Origin of the sequence: Bacillus sp. cl96 (assembly GCF_900100505.1) — a bacterium.
GTDB classification, from domain to species: Bacteria; Bacillota; Bacilli; order Bacillales; family Bacillaceae_G; genus Bacillus_A; species Bacillus_A cereus.
The window spans coordinates 177,130-201,853 of the sequence record NZ_FNDM01000010.1; the positions used below are offsets into that span (position 1 = coordinate 177,130).

Genomic DNA, 24,724 nt, shown 5'->3' on the forward strand with positions numbered 1-24,724 from the left:
TTTGATTAAAATAATCTTAATACTAAAACGTGAGAATCTATTTTGAATAGTCTTTTTTCAAAATAGATTCTTTTTCTTTTTCTTGCAAAAAATCCAATTGTTTCTTAATGTAGTGATGTAGAAGGATGAACGAGAGAGGGTTTAATGAAGATGATACATATTTTATTAGCTGATGACGATAAACATATAAGAGAGTTATTGCATTATCATTTACAAAAAGAGGGGTTTAAAGTTTTTGAGGCGGAAGATGGAAAGGTAGCGCAAGACGTATTAGAGAAGGAAAATATTCATCTTGCGATTGTAGACATTATGATGCCTTTTGTTGATGGTTATACGTTATGTGAAGAAATTCGGAAGTATCATGATATTCCTGTTATTTTATTAACTGCGAAAGATCAGTTAGTGGATAAAGAAAAAGGATTCATTTCTGGTACAGACGATTATATCGTAAAACCATTTGAACCAGCTGAAGTGATTTTCCGTATGAAAGCTTTATTACGCCGTTATCAAATGCTGAGCGCTGACATAATTACACTCCATGGAACGACAATTGATCGTAAAGGTGTTGAAGTAAAGTGTAACGGACAGACGATTCTACTTCCGTTAAAGGAATTTGAATTATTATCACAATTAGCTAGTTATCCTGGGAGAACATTTTCAAGAGAAGAGCTAATTGAATTAGTATGGGGAATGGATTTTGAAGGAGATGAACGAACAGTTGATGTTCATGTGAAAAGGCTCCGAGATCGTTTCTCAAAACGAACGGATGATTTTCAAATTACAACGGTGCGCGGCCTCGGGTATAAGTTGGAGTTGAAATAAGATGAAATCACTATATTCTAGATTTGTATTTATGACGGTCGGCATTATGCTACTTAGTAGTATTATCGGCTTTTTATTAACGAACGTATATTATCAAGTGAAGTTAAAACCGTATAATAGTGAAAAGATTTTAAAGTATGCGGAAGAAGTTAAATCGTTATATGAAAAGCAAAGTGAAGAAAATCAAGAGACGTATTTGCATTCTATTGCAAAGTTAGGGTATGAAATTTATATTGTCGATGATCAAAAGAATGGAAAGCGTATCGGTAATGCGTTTCGTAAGACGTCTATTAGCGATGCTACTGTTCATAAAGTATTGCAAGGAGAAACGTTTAATGGTGTTTCTACGTATCCAACGCGTCTTTTTATTACAGGATTTTTCGATAATGAATTAATAAATAGTGTTGGTGTACCGGTAAAGCACGGTGATAAACAGTACGCGTTATTTATTCGCCCCGACATTCAGAACCAATTTGGCGAAATGCGAATTTTCTTAGCGGTATTACTTGGGTTTATCGTACTATTAAGCATTATCTTTATAGCGATTGCAGCAGGTTATATCGTTCGCCCAATCCGTAAATTTACGAAGGCTACGCAAAAAATTGCAAGTGGGGAATATAAAATTGAATTAGACGTAAAACGAAAAGATGAAATAGGAACGTTATCTACAAGCTTCCAAAAGATGACGAAAAGTATTAAAGAACTAGATGAAATGAGACAAGAATTCGTTTCGAACGTTTCACATGAATTTCAATCACCACTTTCTTCCATACAAGGTTTTTCAAAAACGTTGCAAACAGAAAAGATGAGTGAGGAAGAAAGAAATCATTACTTACAAATTATTGAAGGTGAAAGTAAGCGAATGTCTAGTTTATGTAAACAGTTGCTTACGCTCGCTTCATTAGATAAGGAGGAAAAGGTTTTACAAATAAAAGACTTTTCCTTACAAAAACAAATTAAAGACGTCATTTTTATGCTTGAATGGAAATGGCGGGAAAAAGATATCGCCGTTGAATTTGATGTGCCGGACATTACAATTCAAGGTGATGAAAACTTACTTCATCAAGTATGGAGTAACATTTTCACGAATAGCATTAAGTTTTCAAACAATGGTGGAACGATTGAGTTTTTCGTGGAAGAGTTAGAGTCTAGCGTTATAATTTCTATATCAGACAACGGAATCGGTATGGAAAAAGAAGAAATGGATCGTATTTTTGATCGTTTTTATAAGGTGGATACAGCGAGAGCAAGAAACGTAGAAGGTAGCGGTTTAGGGTTATCAATCGTGCAGAAGATTGTTGAACTGCATAAAGGGACCGTTTCGGTATATAGCAAGAAAGGGGAAGGGACGACTGTTCGGGTTGAACTTCCTAAATAGATGAAAGAGGCTGTTTGGGAACAGCCTCTTCTTTTTTTGTCGCTAGTATACGTGTAAAATGAAAAAATATGAGTCATTTTAATTGCATAATCGGATGAGTTTATGGAGTGGGATTAGGAGGAAGTTTATTTAAAAATGTAGAATCTCTACAGAGTTAGAGGAAGTGTATTAAAACTTGAACTGTGTAGGGAGGAAATTACTTTGAAACGAATTGACTTGTTATTAAATAAACTAGATTCAACATTCGATAAAGAGAGTTGGTATGCACCGTTTAAACATGCTATAGAAGGACTTACAGCTGAACAGGCTATGTGGAAACCAGCTGGAGAGACAACGAATACCATTTGGGAGAATGTTAATCATCTCACTTATTACAAAGAAAGACTTGCTGCAAACTTGGAAGGACGTGAATGGACACATCATCTTGACGGTAATGACACCTTTTATCTGACTAAGCAATCTAATAATGATACGGAATGGAAGGAAGTCGTTGAACGCTCTGAAAATGCTCAGCGTAATTTAAGACAGGTATTAAGTGCAATTTCTGAAAGAGAGCTTGAACAAAATTCACTTGAAGGTAAATTACTGGACATCATGCTTCATGATGCTTATCATACAGGCCAAATTATTCAATTAAGGAAAATGCAGGGGGCATGGCCATCAAAGCGTTAACTGCCGTTTTAGGTTGGTGCTTTTGTTGAATAAAATTTAGATATTCAAACGACTTTATTATTATATTTTTAACCCCGTCCCAAATTTAGAACGGGGTTATGTTTGCTGGCTATAAAGCAGCACCTTTCCCGCGCTCCTCCCTAAACTGCACTCCAAAAGTATCCGCTGTAATCTCATCAGCTTTTGGCAATGCTCGTAATTTCGGATGAAGTAGCCATACGAGAGAAATAAATAAAATACCGATGCTAGCGAGCGCGAAAATGAGTTGGCTACTAAATACATTTGCAGTGTATCCGCCAATTAAAGAACCGATCGGCATAGCAATTGTGCTCATACTTCGCATGACTGAATTGATGCGGCCAATATATTGATTTGGAATTACAATTTGGCTAATTGTCGCAAATAATATGTTGGTTGCACCAATTGGAATCCAAGCTAGGCCGAATAAGAGAATAGATAGCCATTGAAACGGTACGATTGTAGAGAGAAACCAAAAGGTAGCGCCAGTCGCAAAGCCAATAATAGAGACACGGCCAACATTACGTTTACCAACCCATGAACTGAATAATGCACCGATGAGATTACCTGCTGATATAGCAGCTAAGAAGAAGCCATATGATTTCACGCCCCCTAAAGAATCAGCGAAAGAAGGGAGTATGGCCATCGTCATACCAATTGAAAAATTAGCGACAACGGAACCGATTAAGAATACGCCCATTAAGGAACGGAAGACGATTGAAAAACCTTCTTTTAAATCAGAGAAATATTGTTTAGTTGAAAGTGTTGTACCTGTTTCGGTTTGCTTTGGTATTTTCAATGAAAAGAACAAAAGGGCAGTAATCGCGAATGTGAAAGAGTCAATTACATATAAAGTGATCGCGCCAAATAGTGCTACTAATATTCCAGAAAGCGTCGTACAAATTAAGTCAATGCCTTGATACGCAAATGAAAAGAGTGAATTTCCTTTTAATAATTGTGTTTTATGCAGTAGAAGTGGTAAAGCTTTTGATTGTGCGGGATAGGCGAATTGTTCAATAAAGGCTACGATTGGCATGATGATGAGTAGTAGGTGGACTGTTAATAGGTCGAAGTAGTGTGTAATAGGAATGATTAAAATAAGAATGCATTGCAAAACTTGTGTGATGACGAGGGTGTGTTTAATGGACCATCTATCAACGAATGGACCAGTAAGAAATTGAAGTGCAGAAGGTAATAATGTAAGAAAACCAGCTAATCCAGAATAAAAAGGATTACCACTTAATTTGTATACGAGCCACATCGCGGCTACATAATACAAACTATCTCCTATGTTTGTAAAAATTCTCCCTAAAAATAATAAGAGGAAATTCCGGTTTTTTAATATGTCCACTTTATCTACTCCTTTATAATAAATTTATTCGGTAAAATAAATTTGACCGTTTATGTAAAAAAAATCGTATTACGATTTTTCTTCTTTTTTAATAAATTGCTGCATTGTTCTCTCAGCGATTTGAAGTGCAGTAGTAGAAATATAATAAGGTTTACTATTCGGATCTTTATCTGCACCTTTTGTGATTTCGTTTAATTCAGCCATTAATTCATAAAACTTTTTTACCCACACTTGAAATTGTTCTGGCGTAGCATCAAACTCCCAGCAAGATGAAACGTAATTCCAATCAGCAGGATCTTCGCTTTCTTTTCGTAATGTAAAAGCTTCTTCTGGTGCAGCGAGAATTTGGCTTTTCGTTCTTTCTATCATTTGTAAAAAGATTTGGCGACCTGATTTACTTAATATTTCTAAATGAGGTAATAGATCTGCAGCAGGGGTGAAGCCTTTCGCGACAGATTGATAAAACTTTTGAATAATCCCATTCTTTTCTTCTGTATAAACGATCTCTATAAGACCATTCTTTTCTAATTCTTTTAAATGATAATGAATTTTCGCCCTTGAAATGCCGAATTTCTCAGATAGTAATTGTCCAGTATAAGGACGTTCGCATAGACGTATCATCATTTCGGCACGTAGTGGATCGCTTAATGCTTTTAGTTGGCTATAAGTAGTTAGTGTTAATACGGGCTTCAAAATGATCAACTCCTTAAATTAAATTACTCGGTCAATATTATTTGACTGAATTGTATCAAGGATCTCAAATATTTTCAATACTTTCTGAAAATTTAATCTTAATCTCTGTAATCTTCTGTTCATATTCCGTTCATATTTCTTTTTTATGATAAGTGCATAGAAAGAAAGAGGAAGGAGCGAGCGAAATGTTTTTAGCTCTGCGTGAATTAAAACAATCAAAATTAAGATACGGATTAATCGGATTGATTATGGTGTTATTATCATTTTTAGTCCTTGTTATTTCAGGATTAGCAAATGGATTATCATATGATAATGCTTCATCGATTCAAAATATGGAGGCAAATAAGTTCGTTTTAGCAGATGATGCGGAAAATAAATTACTTCGTTCACAAATTAAGAAAGACGATGTAGATAACGTAGTAAGTCAAGTAGGCGAGAAAGAGGCAGTTCCGTTTCGTGTGAAAGTTTCAACATATGAAAAGAAAGATAGCTCGAAAAAGGTTGATATCGCTATTTTCTCAAGCGAACGAGATTCATTTTTAGAACCGAACATTGTAAAAGGGGAGAAATTAGGTACAGCAAACAACGAGATGGTTGCTGATGAATCGATTAAAGAGAAGGGAATCGATATTGGAGATACAATTATCGATCCTGTTTCAAAGAAAGAATTTACAATCGTCGGATTTACGAAAGATCAAATGTTTAGCCATACACCAGTCGTTTATGTAAATGAAGACGTATGGGGATCTATTTCACAACCAAACCAAAAAGATTATAGTGCAATTGCACTTAACACAGATAAAGAAATTAAAAATGCTCACGTTATTGATAAAAAAGAAGTACTGCAAAGTATTCCAGGATTTAAAGAAGAGCAAGGAACATTAACGATGATCATTGCGTTCTTACTTGTGATCGCTGCGTTATTAATTGGTGTATTCTTCTATGTTATTACATTACAAAAAACACAGCAATTAGGTGTATTAAAAGCAATTGGTACAAAGAACTCATATTTAGCAAATAGTTTAGTCGTACAGGCGTTATTCTTATCAGTCGTTGCGATGGTAATTAGTATCGTTCTTGTACAAGGGTTAGAACAAATTTTACCAGCGGGTATGCCGTTCTTATTAACAACACCGATGATTGCACAATACGCAGCAATCTTTATCGCAATTAGTATTTTAGGAACACTTATTTCGTTATACCAAGTATTAAAAGTTGATGCATTAGAAGCAATTGGAGGCGGGATGTAATGACTTCATTATTGAAATTAGACAAAGTAAGTAAAGTGTACGGAGAAGGGAATACGGAAGTAACAGCCCTTCATCCGATGTCGCTTGATGTGAAAGCTGGAGAGTTTATCGGAATCGTCGGTCCTTCTGGATCAGGGAAAAGTACATTATTATCAATCGCGGGTGCACTATTATCACCGTCAAAAGGGGATATTTACATTCGTGAGCAAAATATTACGAAGCTATCAGAAAAGGAAATGACAGACATTCGTTTGAAAAAAATCGGCTTCATTTTCCAGTTTGCAAATCTTGTTCCATATTTAAATGTGAAAGAACAATTGCTTTATATTGCAAAGCTAAAAAAAGAAAGTAAACAAGAATCAGAAAAGCGTGCGGATCATTTATTAGCGGCATTTGGATTAGGAGAAAGAAAAAATCATTATCCAAATCAACTATCTGGTGGGGAAAAACAAAGGGTAGCAATTGCTCGTGCGTTCATGAACAATCCGGATTTAATATTAGCGGATGAGCCAACGGCAAGCTTAGACTCAAAACGCGCACGTGAAGTTGTAGAAATGATGAAACGTGAAGTAAAAGAGAGCCAAAAAGCAGCGATTATGATTACACATGATGAAAGAATGCTTGATGTATGTGATCGCATATTGACGCTTCGAGATGGACAGTTAATATAAAGAAAAAAGGCCAACCGTACATGCGGTTGGCCTTTGTATCATTGTTTTTAATAAGTATAATGGCTTTATTTTGAGAATAACGTTTTAATTTTATTGCGTGTTATTAATAAAATCCCGCCTAATACAGATAGCATTCCTAGAGCCATATTGTTTGATTGCTCGCTACCAGCGTTAGGAAGTTCTTTAGCGTTATTGTTTTTAGTACTATTATCTGCTTGCGTTTGTTTAGACTGTGACACTTCATTAATCTTGTTATCAACATTTTGTTTCGTTGTATGTAACTCAGCTAATTTGTCGTCAATTTTTTTCTCAGTATGCTTAAAGTCGTTGATTTTAATATCTAAGTCTTGTTTTTTCTTTGTTAAATCGTCTGAAACAGTTTGTTTCGATTGTTTAATTTCGTTAATTTTATTTAGTAAATCTTCTCTAGCCTTTTGTAATTCAGCTAGTTTGTTTTTTACATCTTGTTTAGCTAGTTCTAAGTTAGCGGAAAGACTGTCTAAATTGCCTTTAATTTTCTTAAGTTCCTCTAACGTATTACCAGTATTCGGCTTGTTTTCTTTTAGTTCAGCGAGTTTGTCCTCAGCAGTTTGTTTCGCTTTTTTTAACTCAGCTAATTTTTCATCTACTTGTTTTTTAACTTCCTTAAGTTCATTAACCTTTTGATCAATGTTCTCTTTATGTTGCTTCATTTCATTCACTTTTTCATCGACAGTTTGTTTATGTTCTTTAATCTCATTCACTTTGTTATCGATATTTTGCTTATGCTCTTTTACTTCAGCAACTTTATCTTCCACTTGTTTTTTATGCTCTTTAATTTCAGCGATTTTATCTTCGGCGATTTGTTTGTCTTGCTGAAGTTTTGCATCTAACTCTTGTTTATGTTGTTTAATCTCGTTAATTTTTTCATCAGCAACTTGTTTACGTTCATGTAGTTCATTCACCTTCGTATCAACATTTTCCTTAACCTTGTTAAGTTCATTCAATGTTTGATCCACGTTTTCTTTGTGTTGCTGCAATTTCGCATCTAACTCTTGTTTATGTTGCTTAATTTCAGCTAATCGATCTCCCGTACTTTGCTGAGGAGTAGCATCATTTACTTCCGCATGAGCAGGGTTCGCGCCAGCAATCATTGCTAAAGCTAGTGTAGACGCAGCAATTGTTTGTTTTGTTTTCATATTTTTGTACCTCTTTTCTTTCATATGCATGAGCTGTTTTGTGTAAAATTGAGCATATAGAAGTAGATTATCTTATTATTATATACTATGTTAGGCGCTTAGAGGAAGGATTTGCATAATAATCTATGATTATGTAATTTTTATAATCTCTTATTTGGGGTAGGGGAGTACTCTTTAGCAAATGTAGTTTTTCCAACTGTAATGATAACTAATCTTTTCATGACGCCCTCCATTTGTGTTGTTATAAACTGGAATATTCGGTGTAGATCGAAGTCTTCCTGCTAGAGATTACAAAAATTGTTGGAGCGTAGTAGGCTGGAAACTTGACAAAAAAACTTATTTATGCTATAATTTACCGATATAAAAATAAAGTGTATAATAGGGTTCTCCTGGCCAGGGGAACCCTATTTTTGTTGTGAAAATGAAGGAGTGTATGCGCGTGAAAAAAGGTGAAGCAAGTGTAACGTCGTTAGTATCAGCTTTCAGCAGGGCATATCATAGTGAATTTGATAATCCGAAAATCTTTGATGATTATGTAGCTAAAGAGTTCATTTCGCCAAAAGAACGAATTAATATTGAAACGAATATGGTTCAAGGAATACATTTCTTCAATACAGACATTGCACAGCAGTTTCAAGATAATCCACAAGAAATATTAAAATGGATTACACAAGTGCAATTATCACCAACACCTTTAGCACGTGCGGCATATTGTGAAAGAGTATTACTACACGAGATTACGCTGGGAGCGAAACAATACGTTATACTCGGTGCGGGATTAGATACATTCAGTTTTAGACACCGAGAATTAGAAAATAAAATAGAAGTATTTGAAGTGGATCATCCTTCTACGCAGCAGTTTAAGAAGGAAAGAATAAAAGAAGCAGAACTTGAAATTCCAAACAATCTTCATTTTGTTTCAATGGATTTCACGAAAGGATTTTCCTATGAACAGTTACGGAATGAAGGATTTGAAAATAAAAAGACTTTCTTTAGCCTTTTAGGTGTTACGTACTATTTAACGAAAGAGGAACTTGCTAGTTTAATAGAGTGCTTGTTTGAGATAGTTCCAGTAGGGAGTTCTATCGTTTTCGATTATCCCGATGAAAACTTATTTACGAAAAAAGGACTGTCCAATCGAGTTGAAAATATGGTGAAAATGGCTGCAATAGGCGGAGAACCGATGAAATCATGTTATTCTTATCGCGAAATGGAAGCACTGTTAGAGAATTCAGGTTTACTCATTTATGAGCACTTATCACCAGAGGATATAAATACATTATATTTTGCCGGAAGAAATGATTATTTGAAAGCTTTCGAGACGGTATATTATGTGCATGCGGTGAAGAGGTAGGAAATTAACAGGCATGGAGAGGAATCTCTGTGTCTTTCTTTATAAAAAAGGAAATGAGATGTAGTGGTGGGAAATATATTTATATAATATGTATGAATTGATTTTTTGTAGAAACTAAAGGAAAGGGGAAATAGAAGATGTTGAAATTACAAGGGAAATACAATGAAGCAAAAGTGTTTACTACGAATGTAGAAAAAACTGCAGCAGGTCAAATTATTGATCTTTGTAACCAACAATTCGTAAAGGATAGCAAGATCCGTATTATGCCAGATACACATGCGGGCGCAGGTTGTACGATTGGGACAACAATGACAATTCAAGATAAGATTGTTCCTAATTTAGTCGGGGTTAACTAAGCGGCTCAGACTTTAAACTACTCACTCAATTGACTGGAAACCCTAACGATAAAAGGCGAGGGCAATCAGCAGCCAGTGGTTATGGTGACATAATCGAATGGTTCAGAGACTTGTACGATGTTAGCAGACTAAGGTACAGAATTATTCCTCATCCATTTTGAATTGAAGAGGAATAATTAATACGGTGAGCCTACAGTAGAGACTGCATATCTCGATGACTGTAGAGAAGGTATAGTCCACTCTTTCAGGAAACTGAGAGGTAAGTACGATATTGGTTGTGGCATGGAAGTTGTTATGATTAATAAGAAAAAAGAGGAAATCAACTTCGATCACTTAGACGAAACGATACGCAAATTTGTCCCAAGTGGTTTTCGTATTCGAGATAAGGAACATAGATTTTCAGAAATGATTGATTTTGATAGTGTAAGAGCCCCGTTTACATTGCAACGTGCTCAAAAAAGTATTGGTACGCTTGGAGGGGGCAATCATTTTGTCGAACTGAATGAGGATGATAAAGGAAATGTATACATTGTCATTCATAGTGGTTCGCGTAATTTAGGGAAACAGGTAGCAGAGTATTATCAAAACTTTGCTTACGAGCAACTTATAAACGTTAAATCTATTAAAGAAGAAATTATTGAACGTTTAACGAAAGAAGGTAGACAACAAGAAATACATGAAGCTTTACGTGGAATTAAGAAACCGGTGATTCGCAAAGAATTAGCTTATTTAGAAGGACAAGGATTTAAAGATTACATGAATGATATGAAAATTGCTCAAAAATATGCGGAGTTAAATCGTAAAGCAATGATTGATGAAATCGTCACTAAAATGGATTGGAAAGTAACAGATCAATTCACTACAATCCATAACTACATCGATATGGACAATATGATTCTAAGAAAAGGTGCTATTTCAGCTCAGAAAGATGAACGAGTAATCATTCCAATTAATATGAGAGACGGTTCTATCATTGCATTTGGTAAAGGAAATCCAGATTGGAACTTTTCTGGCCCTCATGGAGCAGGACGTATTATGAGCCGTAAGAAGGCGAAAGAAGTACTTAACTTAGAGGATTTTCAAAATACAATGACAGAGGTTTGGACTACATCTGTTGCAGAAAGTACTTTAGATGAAGCGCCAATGGTATATAAGCCAATGGAAGAAATTATTGAGAATACAAAAGAAACAATTGATATTAAACATATTATTAAGCCACTTTACAATTTTAAGGCGAATTAAAAGAGGAGTAACGTTTATTAAAGAAAGAGAACTTGAAAAGATAGCATATTTTGTGGCGGTTATATAACAGAGATTAAAAAGACAACATATTAAACTAAGAGATTCATTATATTCATTTACATTTATGTAATGTAAAAGACTAGAAAGCTAGATTGGCGTGAATCGCGAATTGTGGAGTGCAAAAAACGACAAAATCTCTTAAAAAACACTTAACTTTTAACTCCATCTATCTTTACAATCTCCCCCTATAATGTGAATTGGACAAGCACCTAAGAGAAAGCAGAACATGTCAGTTTGTACATTCTATTATTAGGGGGAGAATTTGTATGAAAAAGACAGTTGCTTCGTTAGCAGTTATGGCGGCATTATTACCGACGTTTTCAGCACATGCGGAAGGGAAAGAGCAAGCCCGAAAATCAGCTACAACTTTTAATGTTATTAGTGATATTCAAGGTGATTTAGGGGATTTTGATCATGTGCTAAAAGATATGAACAAAGTGACGCCACTTTCTAGAGCACTTATTATGAATGGGGATATAACGCCGACTGGACAACAGTCACAATATGATGATGTAAAGCGTGTGTTAAATAAAAATAAGCATCCAGAAAATGTATGGTCTACTGTTGGGAATCATGAGTTTTATGCTGGTAAATGGACAGCGGATGGGAAACTTTCTCAAAGTACATGGCCAAATGGTGTAACGGAAGAAACGCTATTTGGTCGCTACTTACAATTTAGTGGACAAGAAAAGGTATATCATAAAAAAGAATTAGACGGTTATCCGTTTCTATTTTTAGGAACGGAAAAATATATGAAATACCACGATTCAAAAATGTGGGACGAAGTATATATGAGTGATGAGCAATTAGGTTGGTTAAAACAAAATTTAGAAGAGTACAGCCAAAAAGATAAAAATAAACCAATTTTCATTTTCTCTCATCACGTTTTACCTGATACAGTATCTGGATCAAGACAATCACCATATTTACAAGATTATTTAAACGTGGATAAATTGTACGATATATTAAAAGACTATCCGCAAGTTGTTTTCTTCACGAGTCATACACATTGGGATTTAAACTTACCTGACTGGGCTGGTAAAAAGAAAATTAAAGGCGGAGATGAAAAAGGTTTCACTGTTGTAAATACGGGCGGGATTGAAACAGGCTGGATGTCAGCAGGACCAAATGGAGGAGAGAAAACTGCTCCAGATGGCTATTCATTTAAACAAGGGTTACAAGTGAAAGCATATGGTAACGATGTAATTGTGACAGCTTACGATTACAAACGTGATAAGGATATAAAGAAGTTATTAATTAGTGATTCAAAAATTGCGCAGATGGCACCAAATGTAATGGCAGATGATCGTAAAAATATAATTGTCGGTGCAAATGAATATATGGAGTATTCTATAGAAGGAACGAATGAGTGGCATACGTATAGTCAAGCAAATCCTCCGAAATTTGATGGAGATAAAACTGTATACGTACGCCATAAAGGTGAAATGAATTTAGAGCCGGGATTAACGCAGTTACTTCGTTTTTCGGTAAATAAGTGATTGGAGGGAGTCTGCATTTGAATGTGTGGGCTCTTTTTTTGTTGATGAGAAAGGGGTTGCCTGTCTGTCGTTTTTTGTCGATAGATCGATATATTAAGAAAATCGTTGATATACTGCAAGTTACGATCGATATATTTGAAAAATCGTTGATATATTGTAAGTAATGAACGATATATTTAAAAAATCGTTGATATAAATTTCATGTACCGTAATTGAGTTAAAATCATTAATACGGTTTTACTTATCAAAATGAAATTCTAATACATTTTTAACCGAGAAAGATGACTTCACCATTTTTACGTGTAATAATAGTAACGTTACATATATTGTGAAAGAAGTACAAAAGGAGCGTTACAATGAATTTAGCTAAATTCCCGAGAAAAAAATATACAGAATCATATACACCAATTGAAAAGGTAAACAATTTTTCTGAAGCACTTGGTGGTCCGACTATTTATTTTAAACGAGATGATTTACTTGGTTTAACAGCCGGTGGCAATAAGACGAGAAAGTTAGAATTTTTAGTTGCAGATGCACAGGAAAAGGGGGCAGATACGTTAATTACAGCTGGTGGTATTCAGTCAAATCATTGCCGCCTGACACTTGCTGCTGCGGTAAAAGAAAAAATGAAATGTATTCTTGTATTAGAGGAAGGGCTTGAGCCAGAAGAGAAGAGAGACTTTAACGGAAACTATTTCTTATATCACTTATTAGGTGCTGAAAATGTAATTGTTGTACCGAACGGAGCAGACCTGATGGAAGAGATGAATAAAGTAGCAAAAGAAGTAAGTGAAAAAGGTGGTACACCATATGTAATTCCAGTTGGTGGATCAAACCCTACAGGCGCTATGGGATACGTTGCTTGTGCGCAAGAAATTATGGCGCAATCATTTGAGCAAGGAATTGATTTCAGTTCAGTTGTTTGTGTAAGTGGTAGCGGCGGTATGCATGCTGGTTTAATTACTGGTTTTTCTGGAACACAAAGCCATATTCCTGTAATCGGGATTAATGTAAGTAGAGGAAAAGCTGAGCAAGAAGAGAAAGTAGCAAAACTTGTAGATGAAACTTCAGCACATGTTGGTATTCCAAACTTTATCTCGCGCGACGCTGTTACGTGCTTTGATGAATATGTAGGACCAGGCTATGCGTTACCAACGCCGGAAATGGTAGAGGCAGTTCAGTTACTTGCGAAAACAGAAGGTATTTTACTTGATCCAGTGTATACAGGTAAGGCAGTAGCGGGATTAATCGACTTAATTAGAAAAGGTAATTTTAATAAGGAAGACAATATTTTATTCGTACATTCAGGTGGTTCACCAGCTTTATATGCGAATACTTCTTTATTTGCGTAAGTGTAAAAAGCATTGGGTATCCAATGCTTTTTTGTTATATACTGGAATTATTGAGAGGTAGGAGGATGATATGAATTCAAATTTAAAATGGATTATATATACGGTACTCGGCATTTCTATTCTATTAATCTTATTTGTGGCTTATGAGGTGTATTCTTATTTTACATTTTAAAAGCGTAATGGAAGTGAACCATAATGTAATGTATGTTATAGTTTGATATGTTAATTACTTACAATACTTTCCACAAGGAGAATACATAATGAGAGCAAAGAAACTAGTAACGTTAGCAGTTCCATTTATGCTGTTAGTCGGATGCGAGGTAGGAGATAAAGATTCTACTCATAAGACTGAGCAAACTAGTAAAGCAATAACAATACTTTCCGAACAACAGTATCCGTACTACATATGTGAGCAAGTGGTAGGGTTCCAATTTAAGAAGGATGAACTATTACTAAACTTAGGGGAATCCTTAAAGGATAAAGAAAAAGCAAAAGCTGTTTTAAAAACATCAAACGAGATAGATAAAATTTTAGATAATATGGAACACATAAAAGTACCTGATACATACAAAGACATTCACAAATCCATACAAGAAGGGGTAACAGAGGCAAGAAAAGCAACGAAGTTAATTAAGGATGCTGGTAAAGAAGATAAACAGAAGATTCAAGAAGCTGCAATGAAAGGTACTGAATTTTTATCAGGTGTAGACGGAGAGCATTGGAAAAAAGCAGTTTATGAGTTATCACAGGAAAACAAAGATGCTTATAGTAAGGCACTTGATAAGAAAGTAAAGGAGTACTCAAAGTAAAACAGTAACTTGTAACAATACATATCCACCTAAAATTTCCGCGAATGCTATGCTAGGAAGTTAGGTGGGAGATTACTGTCCTTAAATGTGGCTGATTAAAGCTACAGCCACATTCTCCTGTTCTAATTAACTAAAAGAAGAACTTCCCCATCCCGATTAAACTACTGATCATTCCTATTCCACTCATGGTGCCTTTTCCTGCTGTAAGTAAGTTTCCAAGCAGTCCTAGCTGACCGTTACCTCCGTTATTTCCCCATCCCATTGGGGCCCACGGACCACCCCATCCTGGAGGGTTTCCAAAAACACCCGAGTTATTGGTATTGAAATGAAAAGGCTTGGCTGGCGGCGATAGTAAAGCTGCAAGATGACCTTGTGCGAACATCCCTGTATGATTGAATGGTTGCGCCCAGGGGAAGGGAGGTTTTTGAAAATTAAAACCTGCATGCCCTGGTAATGGAGTCCAATTAGCAGGGTGACCTTGTGGTATTATCCCTGCATAATTAATTGGCTGCTGCCCCAAAGAGAAGGGAGGAGGTTGGGGATTGAACCCCGTATAATTGGTTGATGAATCCCAACTAACTGGATAAACTCGGTAACTCCAATTCTCAGGAAGCTTCAAATCATTCATTACCTCAAATTTAGTTATTTCGGGCTGTGAATATAATGAAATTTTATTATTATATTGTTCCCCGTTTCCCTGTGACTTCAAATACCAATATTGGTGCATACGCTAATTCCCCTCACTTTAAAAATGTAATGTTAGACTTAGCCTATGTAATATTCCTTTTTTTGGATGGTTACATAACTAGATCTACAAGCCTGTATTTAAAGGAATGGGTGCGTGGTCTTGTTGATTTTTCTCACTGCCTGTAAAATTCCCATTGATTTAAAGTTTCAATTTATTTTAGAAGGGTATTTTCAGTTGCTTCTTTTTGTATTTCAGCCTAATTTAAATTCCGTTAACAAACGTTTTTATAAAGGTTTCATCAACAAAAAGATTTTAAAATGGTATGTTGAGCAAGTGGAATTGCTAAAAAGAGAATATCCATTCGAAGAGTTTGGCAAAATACTGCAAGGGTAATGTTTTCTTGTGCAAATATGTAAACGATTTAAACGAATCAATGAAATTTATAATGAAGGGGCAATTAAATATATGAGTGAAACATTACATAAAAGAAAACCACCATATTTAATGCTTGTAATCCTTTTTATTGGGGCATTTGTTTCATTTCTAAATAACTCCCTTTTAAATGTAGCCTTGCCATCAATAATGAAAGATTTAAACATTCAAGATTATTCAACGATCCAGTGGCTTTCTACAGGGTATATGCTTGTAAGTGGTATATTAATTCCGGCCTCAGCATTTTTAATAACGCGTTTTTCAAATAGGAGCCTATTTATTACATCTATGGTGATTTTTATTCTTGGTACTGCCTTAGCGGCTGTAGCACCGAATTTTGGTTTATTACTTACTGGTCGGATGGTTCAAGCGGCAGGCTCTTCAGTGATGGGACCTTTGTTAATGAATATTATGCTAGTAAGCTTTCCGAGAGAAAAAAGGGGAACAGCAATGGGGATTTTTGGACTAGTTATGATTACAGCTCCAGCAATTGGGCCGACACTATCAGGTTATATTGTAGAGTATTATGACTGGCGTTTGCTTTTTGAAATGATTTTACCGTTAGCAATCATTAGCTTACTGTTAGGGATTTGGAAATCTGAGAATGTCATGAAACAAAACAAAAATGCAAAACTTGATTATCTCTCATTACTATTATCTTCTGTCGGTTTTGGCGGTCTGTTATATGGATTCAGTTCTGCAAGCTCCGATGGCTGGACGAATAAAGTTGTCTTAACAGCCTTAATCATAGGCGCTATTGCCTTAATTGCTTTCATTATCCGTCAATTAAAAATGGATGAGCCGTTATTGGATTTACGTGTTTACAAGTACCCAATGTTTGCACTTGCGTCTGTAATTGCAATTGTTAACGCGGTGGCCATGTTTTCGGGTATGATTTTAACACCAGCTTATGTACAAAACGTCCGTGGTATTTCGCCGCTGAGCTCTGGGCTGATGATGCTTCCAGGTGCGGTTATAATGGGGATTATGTCACCAATTACAGGTAAACTATTTGATAAATATGGTCCTCGGATTCTTGGCATAGTGGGGCTTTCCATTACAGCTGTTTCAACTTATATGTTGGCAAGTCTGCAAATTGACTCTAGTCACACACATATTATTCTTATCTACACACTGCGGATGTTTGGGATGGCGATGGTTATGATGCCACTTATGACAAATGGTCTTAATCAATTGCCAACTCGCTTAAATCCGCACGGTACAGCTGTTAATAATACGGCTCAACAAGTGTCCGGTTCGATTGGTACTGCTATTCTTGTTACGATTATGAATTCTGTAACAAAAACAAAAGCTGAAAGTTTAATGTCTCATATAGATCCAACAACCTTCACAGAAACTACGAAGGCAATAGTAACTCAGAAGGCTTTATTATCCGGAATTCAATATTCATTCTACGTAGCGCTTGGCATGAATGTTGTTGCACTACTATTAGTTTTTTTCGTTAAACGTGTAGATACAAGTGCGGAAGCCGTCGAGAAGTTAAATCGGTAGAGAAGAATAAAACGTTAGATAATGATTCCTACAAGTTGTTTGCTGATTAGATAAACTATAAAGAAATACAAATTTTTGCTACTAAGGCGCCGGTATTTAAAATGGGAAAAGAACTGAAAGAAGCAGTGACATAATTATATAGTGAAAGAGGACCTGATGTTCATATCAGGTCCTCTTTCATTAGTAACACGGTATATTGCTTATTGTATTGGTTTAACTAAACCACTGATTTTTCAAATACTACAATCTTAAGCTCGTCAACTTCTCTATTTTGGGGTGTTTTAGAAGAAAATGAATCAAAATAATCATTTTTATGAACAAATACAAGAGATGAGATCCGTTTGCAATTTCTCATAAACATTACAAGTTTAGATTATCTTTTAATACCAACATTAAAAGGCTCCAACTATATTTATTCGCTTCATTTTAATTTAGTATTTTTCTACAAGTTATAAATCTAATTGCCAAGCTTATACGCAATATCATAATCATGAATAGTTAGGGAAAAGATAAAATAAGGTAATCAATTACATATCTTTATTTCATGCTTTTTTGAAAGGGTGTTTTTAATGGAAAAAAAAGTATCTGCCATTCCTCAGCCGAAAACATATGGACCGCTGGGTAATCTCCCATTAATCGATAAAGATAAACCGACCCTATCCTTTATCAAGATAGCGGAAGAGTATGGTCCCATTTTTCAAATTCAAACTTTAAGTGATACCATCATTGTCGTTTCTGGACATGAATTGGTAGCGGAAGTTTGTGACGAAACACGGTTCGATAAAAGTATAGAGGGTGCTTTAGCAAAAGTTCGTGCCTTTGCTGGGGACGGATTATTTACTAGCGAGACTCACGAGCCTAACTGGAAAAAAGCTCATAATATTTTGATGCCTACATTCAGCCAACGGGCAATGAAAGATTACCATGCCATGATGGTCGATATTGCTGTACAACTCGTTCAAAAATGGGCACGGCTTAATCCGAATGAAAACGTAGATGTTCCGGAGGATATGACACGTCTTACGTTAGATACAATTGGTCTATGTGGTTTTAATTACCGATTCAATAGCTTTTATCGTGAGACACCTCATCCTTTTATTACTAGCATGACCCGTGCTCTAGATGAGGCGATGCACCAATTACAGAGGCTGGATATAGAAGACAAACTCATGTGGAGAACGAAACGTCAATTTCAGCATGATATTCAATCTATGTTTTCTTTAGTAGATAATATTATTGCTGAACGTAAAAGTAGTGGAGATCAGGAAGAAAATGATTTACTTTCCCGTATGTTAAATGTGAAGGATCCGGAAACTGGTGAAAAATTAGATGATGAAAATATTCGTTTTCAAATTATTACCTTTTTAATAGCTGGACATGAGACAACAAGTGGATTGTTATCTTTTGCAATTTACTTCTTATTAAAGAATCCGGATAAATTGAAAAAAGCCTATGAAGAAGTAGACCGTGTTTTGACAGATCCTACTCCAACATACCAACAAGTTATGAAACTGAAGTATATACGGATGATTTTAAATGAATCGCTACGTCTATGGCCTACCGCTCCAGCATTCAGTCTTTATGCAAAAGAAGATACAGTGATTGGCGGGAAATACCCAATTAAGAAAGGAGAAGATCGTATTTCTGTTCTTATTCCACAGCTACATAGGGATAAAGATGCATGGGGAGACAATGTGGAAGAATTCCAACCTGAACGATTTGAAGAGCTGGATAAGGTTCCTCATCATGCTTATAAGCCATTTGGAAATGGCCAGAGAGCATGTATCGGTATGCAATTTGCACTTCATGAAGCCACTCTTGTAATGGGAATGCTTCTTCAACATTTTGAAATAATCGATTATCAAAACTATCAGCTGGACGTAAAACAAACATTAACGCTAAAGCCCGGTGATTTTAAGATTAGGATTCTACCCCGAAAACAAACTATTAGTCATCCTACTGTTCTTGCACCTACAGAGGACAAGCTGAAAAACGATGAAATTAAGCAACACGTCCAGAAGACACCTTCTATTATTGGGGCCGATAATCTTTCACTTCTTGTTCTGTATGGCTCGGATACAGGTGTAGCAGAAGGTATTGCAAGAGAATTAGCAGATACAGCTAGTTTAGAAGGAGTTCAAACGGAAGTGGTAGCTCTTAACGATCGAATTGGAAGTTTGCCAAAAGAAGGAGCGGTACTTATTGTGACTTCTTCTTATAATGGAAAACCGCCAAGTAATGCAGGGCAGTTTGTGCAATGGTTGGAGGAACTAAAACCAGATGAGCTAAAAGGGGTTCAATACGCAGTTTTTGGTTGTGGAGATCATAATTGGGCTAGTACCTACCAACGGATTCCAAGATACATTGATGAGCAAATGGCTCAAAAAGGAGCAACAAGATTTTCTAAACGCGGAGAAGCAGATGCAAGTGGTGATTTCGAGGAACAGCTTGAGCAATGGAAACAAAACATGTGGTCTGATGCGATGAAGGCATTTGGATTGGAGCTCAACAAAAATATGGAAAAAGAGCGCAGTACTTTGAGTCTGCAATTTGTCAGTCGTCTTGGAGGATCTCCTCTTGCACGAACATATGAAGCAGTTTATGCATCTATACTAGAAAATCGTGAACTTCAATCATCCAGCAGTGATAGAAGTACACGACATATCGAGGTATCTTTGCCAGAAGGCGCTACATATAAAGAAGGAGACCACCTTGGAGTGTTGCCAGTTAATAGCGAGAAAAATATCAACCGAATTTTAAAACGTTTTGGATTAAATGGGAAGGATCAAGTTATACTGAGTGCAAGTGGACGAAGTATAAATCACATACCTTTAGACAGTCCTGTTAGTTTATTGGACCTTCTTAGTTATAGTGTTGAAGTTCAAGAAGCTGCCACTCGAGCACAAATACGAGAAATGGTAACATTCACAGCATGTCCTCCTCATAAAAAAGAATTGGAAGCATTATTAGAAGAAGGAGTTTACCATGAACAAATATTAAAGAAACGGATTTCAATGTTGGACCTTCTTGAAAAGTATGAGGCTTGTGAAATCCGATTTGAACGCTTTTTAGAACTTCTTCCTGCGCTCAAACCGCGTTACTATTCTATTTCAAGCTCTCCACTCGTTGCACACAATCGTCTGAGCATTACGGTCGGTGTTGTTAATGCGCCTGCATGGAGTGGGGAAGGGACATATGAAGGAGTCGCTTCTAATTACTTAGCTCAGCGTCATAATAAAGATGAGATTATCTGTTTCATTCGAACGCCACAATCAAACTTTGAATTACCTAAAAATCCAGAAACACCAATTATTATGGTTGGGCCAGGTACTGGAATTGCACCATTCCGTGGATTCTTGCAAGCGCGTCGTGTTCAAAAGCAAAAAGGTATGAACTTAGGACAAGCGCATCTATATTTTGGTTGTCGTCATCCTGAAAAAGATTATCTCTATCGTACAGAATTAGAAAATGATGAAAGAGATGGATTAATCTCTTTACACACAGCTTTTTCTCGTTTAGAGGGACATCCAAAAACATATGTACAGCATTTGATAAAACAAGATAGAATCAATTTAATTTCGTTATTAGATAATGGAGCTCATCTTTATATATGTGGTGATGGAAGTAAAATGGCTCCGGATGTAGAAGATACCCTTTGTCAAGCATATCAAGAAATTCATGAAGTCAGTGAACAAGAAGCAAGAAATTGGTTGGATCGTGTGCAAGATGAAGGGCGATATGGAAAAGATGTTTGGGCTGGTATATGAATGTTTCTTAATTAGATACATATTAACTAATGAACTTCTTTCGAATAAATTTCACTTTATTAGTATAGTGTATTTAGATGAATAGTGATTAACCAGATTATTTAGTATCTACTAAATAAAAAACAGGACCTGATATACATCTATCAGGTCCTGTTTCACATAGACATTATACATCGATATTTTCCACACATTATCAATGTTTGTAATGTAGTTAGCCTTTTGAGTCAGCTATAAAATCAGATATTATTTTTTCGATATCGAAAGGAGTAATCCCTTTATTCAAAGAGAAAATAGTTTCTGCTTCTTCGATGTCTTGAACGAGTTCACCTCTAGCTTCAATATGTAATCGGAACAAGTCATATAAATTCGGTTTAACTAAATTAGTTAAAGCCTTTCCAACTAGTATCATACCTTTTTGATTAGCTTCGATGGTATTATCATAAGTTAGATCTCTTGTAAGAGACAAATCTGTCCAAATCAATTTTCGTTCCTTTAAGTCTAAAATAACTGGAATAGAGATTTGGGTGTCGGCAGTAATATCCACTTTATCTTGAACAGTAGAAGGTTCAAATATTTCACCTGAACCAGGATATTGACGAACCATCCAACCAGTAAAGCATTCTGGTAAATCTTTATATGGTTGGTCTGTGTAAGAAAGCAAAGTCATAACTACATAGCGTCCACCATATTTCAGCACAGACGGAATATCGAAATCAATGAATTCAGATGCCCCCTTTGGTGCAGAAGTAATATCTCCGCTATGGTAGGCTTTGAAATTTTTTGAACGTAAGTTCGTGAAGGATACATGTTCTTTGTATTGCCAATCTTCGTCGTACATTGCAGCAGACAAATCAATGTCAACACGTCCTGTATGTTGTCCATTCACATAGCCTTCTTTCCACCATAGGAAAAAACGAATCGTATCTCCTTCTGGCAAATCTACTTTACTTCCTCGAGATAATGTGCGAAGCGCTTTGCTGGCTGAACGTTGAGAGAAGGGAACTAAGTGATTTTTTAACTGTTCATCCAAAAATACTTTTCCGAGACTTGGAAGTTCTGCGAAGCGATTTTTTAAAGTATCTTCACACATTTTTACAATCATTAAACAAATATCCTCTGAGATAAATGGAAGTGTATTTTCAATACCAATAGCTTTTGCTACATTTCCCTTTGGAAAAAAGGTGCGAAATTCATTTTTATCATTTCGATGCTTAAAATGAGCCGTGAGTTGAAGTAATACAGGAGTAGAAACGTCTCCTATTATACTTAGAAACTCTTCGAGAATATTGAAAACATTTGTTGATGTATCACTACATAAACGGATTAAATGATCCAAGCGTCTGGCAAATTCCCCCGGGCGAGTTTTTAAAAGATTTTTCGCTGTCATGATATCACGATTCAACAAAGCTGCTTCTATTTTTCCATTAAATGTTTCAACTTTAATGTTGTTGCGAAGAATCTCAAATGCTCGGTGGGTTTTTGGGAAACGAGTATGATATTCTGCTGGATGAAGAATTTCACCTAAACGAATCCAACGTTTTTTGTATCGAAGCATATCTTCGGTAATGTTTCCGCATTGCTCTAACAATCCTAAAAGGAAGCGTCTTTCTGCTCGGTTAAACTTCTTGAATCGAACGGAGGATGCTAAACTCACATCACCTTCAGATAAAGCAACTGCAAGGCGAAGAACATCAGTTGCTGTTTTAAAATACTTTGCAGCAGCATCGGCTGATATTTTTCTGTTTATTAATAAAACCCCAATTATAAAAGACATATTTTCCTTATGGGGAATTACATTAGGTAGAAAACAGGAAACATCTTCAGTGTGTGTAATAGCCCATTCTACATCTGTCTTATCAGTTGAGGAAATAGAGCTGTTTGCACGAATCAATTGAGAAATCATTTGATTGAAATCTTCTTCACTTCCTAAGTCAATCACTTTCAAATCAACGCTATCTAAAAGAGGAAGTCGTTCTTCTACTTTTGATACAGGTAGGCGCAACGTCACATAATGAATAACGGCATTGATGTATAAATCAGCGTCACTTAAATCCATCATTTGTTGCGGAAAGTTTGGATACATAGGAGTAAACTGAATATGTGCACCAACCATTTCTTTTAAATGTTTTACCAACTCTTTGTAAAACGATGTGAATGCACCAACCGAAAGTGTTTGCAACTCTTCTATTAAAGGCTCAGAAAAAGTAAATCCTAAACTTTCCAAGTTTTTTAAAGCAGTGGCTAAATACATGTTCGGTAGTTTATTTTCTTCTCTTTTTATAATTACTTTCAAACTTCTTCTTATGTAAATAGAATTTTTCATGAGAACGCCGATTATTCACTCCTTATAAAAGAGGGGAATAGTCCGACTGTCCTCCTTTCAGTGGTAGATTTTTATTTTTACATGCATAAACACACTAATTGTAGAGAAATGCACTGAGGGTATAAAGCTATTTTTTAGTGAAAAATTAGGGGTATAACATTTAGTTGTTAAGTGGTAATTTGTTAATTAAGAAAAGAAAACCTCTACATCAATGGTTGATAAACTAAAGTTTATTCAAACCCAAAGAAGAAAGAGGTTTTATAGTCTAATTATTTTCATAGGAAATTGACAACTCTAAAACAATTTGAAATTTCTACAAAGAAGGAAGAATTGTCATAGCCTATGTGTTTAGCAGGAAAGTAACATCCCTATTTCGCCAAAGAAGTTAGAAGGAAGGAACGTCATAGCCTGCTTTATTAGTATATTCTCTTGCGAAGAGCAATTCAAGTATACTGTCTGATTTTTTATATTTTTCTTAAAGGGGAATTTTCATGTTTATCCCGCATTAACGGGTAGCCCGATTGGTGAGGGGGATTAAAGTGTCACTTTATAAATAGGGAGATCATCACATGCCCTTTTTATAATACTATTACGGGAGGATTTTTAATTTTGATATATTATACCATTTACTTAATGGTATAATATGGTGCGTATTCTATGAAATGGAGTTGAATGAGTATTATAAATACAAAAGGTGAAATTAAAAAAACGAAAAGAAAAGTATTACTAACTATACTTACTATGTTAGTAATTATAATTGGATTTGGATATTGGAAACTTTTTAGTTTGCAAGGTGTTCCAAAAGGGGAATTAATTCGAACAGTGAAATCTCCAGATGGAAAATATCTCATCAAGACTTATTTTCATAATGCAGGATCATTAAGTGCGGATGCTGTTAGGGGTGAATTAGTTAACCTTGATACAGATTCAGAGAAAAATATATATTGGAATTATCCAGATACCGATCCATATATTGAATGGGTAAATAAGAATATTGTTAGAATTGGAGATCAAACTTTAGATGTTTCGCAGAAAGAAACCTATGATTGGCGTGATGATGATAAGCACGTTAAAGAAATGCCTAAACAGTTTAGTAGATAAAACAAGAAAATTTAAATTTATTTAATCTTATTCGTTTAACTATAGATAGGATTATATGAGTGAAAAAGTCCATTTAGATCTTCTAAATGGACTTTTTTAGGTTTCTAGATACGACTACTGATAAAAATGGAACAAACTTGTTACTTAGGTTGTCTATTAATTATACGCATAAAACAGGAGTTCATGATAGTTCGCT

Annotated in this window: 20 protein-coding genes; 15 read left to right on the plus strand and 5 right to left on the minus strand. The window is 35.5% G+C overall.

Annotation, left to right across the window (positions count from 1 at the left end; genetic code table 11):
* Positions 1-144: 144 nt before the first annotated feature.
* The 3 genes from BLT20_RS21220 to BLT20_RS21230 all read left to right on the plus strand — a co-directional run bounded on the left by BLT20_RS21220 (position 145) and on the right by BLT20_RS21230 (position 2,872).
* Positions 145-822: a response regulator transcription factor gene (locus tag BLT20_RS21220; RefSeq protein WP_000781961.1), complete on the plus strand. Its 678-nt coding sequence runs from the start codon at positions 145-147 to the stop codon at positions 820-822.
* A gap of 1 nt (position 823) precedes the next feature.
* On the plus strand, positions 824-2,200 hold the full coding sequence (locus tag BLT20_RS21225; protein ID WP_000839521.1) for a sensor histidine kinase: 1,377 nt from the start codon (positions 824-826) through the stop codon (positions 2,198-2,200).
* Positions 2,201-2,401: 201 nt separating this feature from the next.
* On the plus strand, positions 2,402-2,872 hold the full coding sequence (locus tag BLT20_RS21230) for a DinB family protein (RefSeq protein ID WP_000820995.1): 471 nt from the start codon (positions 2,402-2,404) through the stop codon (positions 2,870-2,872).
* A 109-nt stretch (positions 2,873-2,981) separates the two neighbouring features.
* Here the strand turns inward: BLT20_RS21230 and BLT20_RS21235 are convergent, their stop codons facing one another.
* Both BLT20_RS21235 and BLT20_RS21240 read right to left on the minus strand, forming a co-directional pair.
* On the minus strand, positions 2,982-4,241 hold the full coding sequence (locus BLT20_RS21235; RefSeq protein WP_000353354.1) for an MFS transporter: 1,260 nt from the start codon (positions 4,239-4,241) through the stop codon (positions 2,982-2,984).
* A gap of 69 nt (positions 4,242-4,310) precedes the next feature.
* A complete protein-coding gene (locus BLT20_RS21240; protein WP_000805786.1) occupies positions 4,311-4,934 on the minus strand; it encodes an ArsR/SmtB family transcription factor in 624 nt (207 codons plus the stop codon).
* 185 nt (positions 4,935-5,119) lie between these two features.
* Here BLT20_RS21240 and BLT20_RS21245 point away from each other — a divergent pair, with 185 nt between their 5' ends.
* The gene (locus tag BLT20_RS21245) at positions 5,120-6,184 is read left to right on the plus strand and encodes an ABC transporter permease (RefSeq protein ID WP_000477772.1); all 1,065 of its coding nucleotides are present in this window, start codon (positions 5,120-5,122) and stop codon (positions 6,182-6,184) included.
* Positions 6,184-6,855 carry an ABC transporter ATP-binding protein gene (locus BLT20_RS21250; protein WP_000202606.1) on the plus strand — a complete coding sequence of 224 codons (672 nt, stop codon included), beginning with the start codon at positions 6,184-6,186 and terminating at the stop codon, positions 6,853-6,855. Before BLT20_RS21245 ends, BLT20_RS21250 begins: the two co-directional genes overlap by 1 nt.
* A gap of 65 nt (positions 6,856-6,920) precedes the next feature.
* On the opposite strand, the gene BLT20_RS21255 is transcribed toward BLT20_RS21250, so the two are convergent.
* Positions 6,921-8,033, minus strand: a complete 1,113-nt coding sequence (locus BLT20_RS21255) for an LPXTG cell wall anchor domain-containing protein (protein ID WP_000851000.1) — start codon at positions 8,031-8,033, stop codon at positions 6,921-6,923.
* A gap of 433 nt (positions 8,034-8,466) precedes the next feature.
* Here BLT20_RS21255 and BLT20_RS21260 point away from each other — a divergent pair, with 433 nt between their 5' ends.
* From BLT20_RS21260 to BLT20_RS21290, 6 genes are all read left to right on the plus strand, one after another.
* The gene (locus tag BLT20_RS21260) at positions 8,467-9,387 is read left to right on the plus strand and encodes a class I SAM-dependent methyltransferase (protein WP_002026074.1); all 921 of its coding nucleotides are present in this window, start codon (positions 8,467-8,469) and stop codon (positions 9,385-9,387) included.
* Between the two features lie 137 nt (positions 9,388-9,524).
* On the plus strand, positions 9,525-9,743 hold the full coding sequence (locus BLT20_RS21265) for an RtcB family protein (protein WP_000916241.1): 219 nt from the start codon (positions 9,525-9,527) through the stop codon (positions 9,741-9,743).
* A 282-nt stretch (positions 9,744-10,025) separates the two neighbouring features.
* Positions 10,026-10,985 carry an RtcB family protein gene (locus BLT20_RS21270; RefSeq protein ID WP_000454383.1) on the plus strand — a complete coding sequence of 320 codons (960 nt, stop codon included), beginning with the start codon at positions 10,026-10,028 and terminating at the stop codon, positions 10,983-10,985.
* A 326-nt stretch (positions 10,986-11,311) separates the two neighbouring features.
* A complete protein-coding gene (locus tag BLT20_RS21275; RefSeq protein ID WP_000754265.1) occupies positions 11,312-12,544 on the plus strand; it encodes a DUF4073 domain-containing protein in 1,233 nt (410 codons plus the stop codon).
* Positions 12,545-12,900: 356 nt separating this feature from the next.
* Positions 12,901-13,896 carry a D-cysteate sulfo-lyase gene (locus tag BLT20_RS21280; RefSeq protein WP_001046632.1) on the plus strand — a complete coding sequence of 332 codons (996 nt, stop codon included), beginning with the start codon at positions 12,901-12,903 and terminating at the stop codon, positions 13,894-13,896.
* Positions 13,897-14,156: 260 nt separating this feature from the next.
* Positions 14,157-14,705 carry a hypothetical protein gene (locus tag BLT20_RS21290; protein WP_001201798.1) on the plus strand — a complete coding sequence of 183 codons (549 nt, stop codon included), beginning with the start codon at positions 14,157-14,159 and terminating at the stop codon, positions 14,703-14,705.
* Positions 14,706-14,835: 130 nt separating this feature from the next.
* Here BLT20_RS21290 and BLT20_RS21295 read toward each other — a convergent pair whose 3' ends face one another.
* Positions 14,836-15,432 (minus strand): hypothetical protein, encoded by a 597-nt coding sequence (locus BLT20_RS21295; protein ID WP_000554418.1) that lies wholly within the window; start codon positions 15,430-15,432, stop codon positions 14,836-14,838.
* A gap of 114 nt (positions 15,433-15,546) precedes the next feature.
* Between BLT20_RS21295 and BLT20_RS21300 the strand changes: the two genes are divergently transcribed.
* From BLT20_RS21300 to cypD, 3 genes are all read left to right on the plus strand, one after another.
* Positions 15,547-15,786 carry a hypothetical protein gene (locus BLT20_RS21300; protein WP_000243463.1) on the plus strand — a complete coding sequence of 80 codons (240 nt, stop codon included), beginning with the start codon at positions 15,547-15,549 and terminating at the stop codon, positions 15,784-15,786.
* A gap of 72 nt (positions 15,787-15,858) precedes the next feature.
* Positions 15,859-17,337, plus strand: a complete 1,479-nt coding sequence (locus tag BLT20_RS21305) for a DHA2 family efflux MFS transporter permease subunit (RefSeq protein WP_000005110.1) — start codon at positions 15,859-15,861, stop codon at positions 17,335-17,337.
* A gap of 569 nt (positions 17,338-17,906) precedes the next feature.
* Positions 17,907-21,104 (plus strand): bifunctional P-450/NADPH--P450 reductase, encoded by a 3,198-nt coding sequence (cypD, locus tag BLT20_RS21310; RefSeq protein WP_000412765.1) that lies wholly within the window; start codon positions 17,907-17,909, stop codon positions 21,102-21,104.
* A gap of 211 nt (positions 21,105-21,315) precedes the next feature.
* On the opposite strand, the gene BLT20_RS30270 is transcribed toward cypD, so the two are convergent.
* On the minus strand, positions 21,316-23,427 hold the full coding sequence (locus BLT20_RS30270) for a TerD family protein (RefSeq protein ID WP_000798036.1): 2,112 nt from the start codon (positions 23,425-23,427) through the stop codon (positions 21,316-21,318).
* Between the two features lie 672 nt (positions 23,428-24,099).
* On the opposite strand from BLT20_RS30270, the gene BLT20_RS21325 reads away from it, so the two are divergent.
* Positions 24,100-24,528, plus strand: coding sequence for a DUF5412 domain-containing protein (locus tag BLT20_RS21325; RefSeq protein ID WP_000022543.1), 429 nt, complete (start codon positions 24,100-24,102; stop codon positions 24,526-24,528).
* The last annotated feature ends 196 nt before the right edge of the window (positions 24,529-24,724 follow it).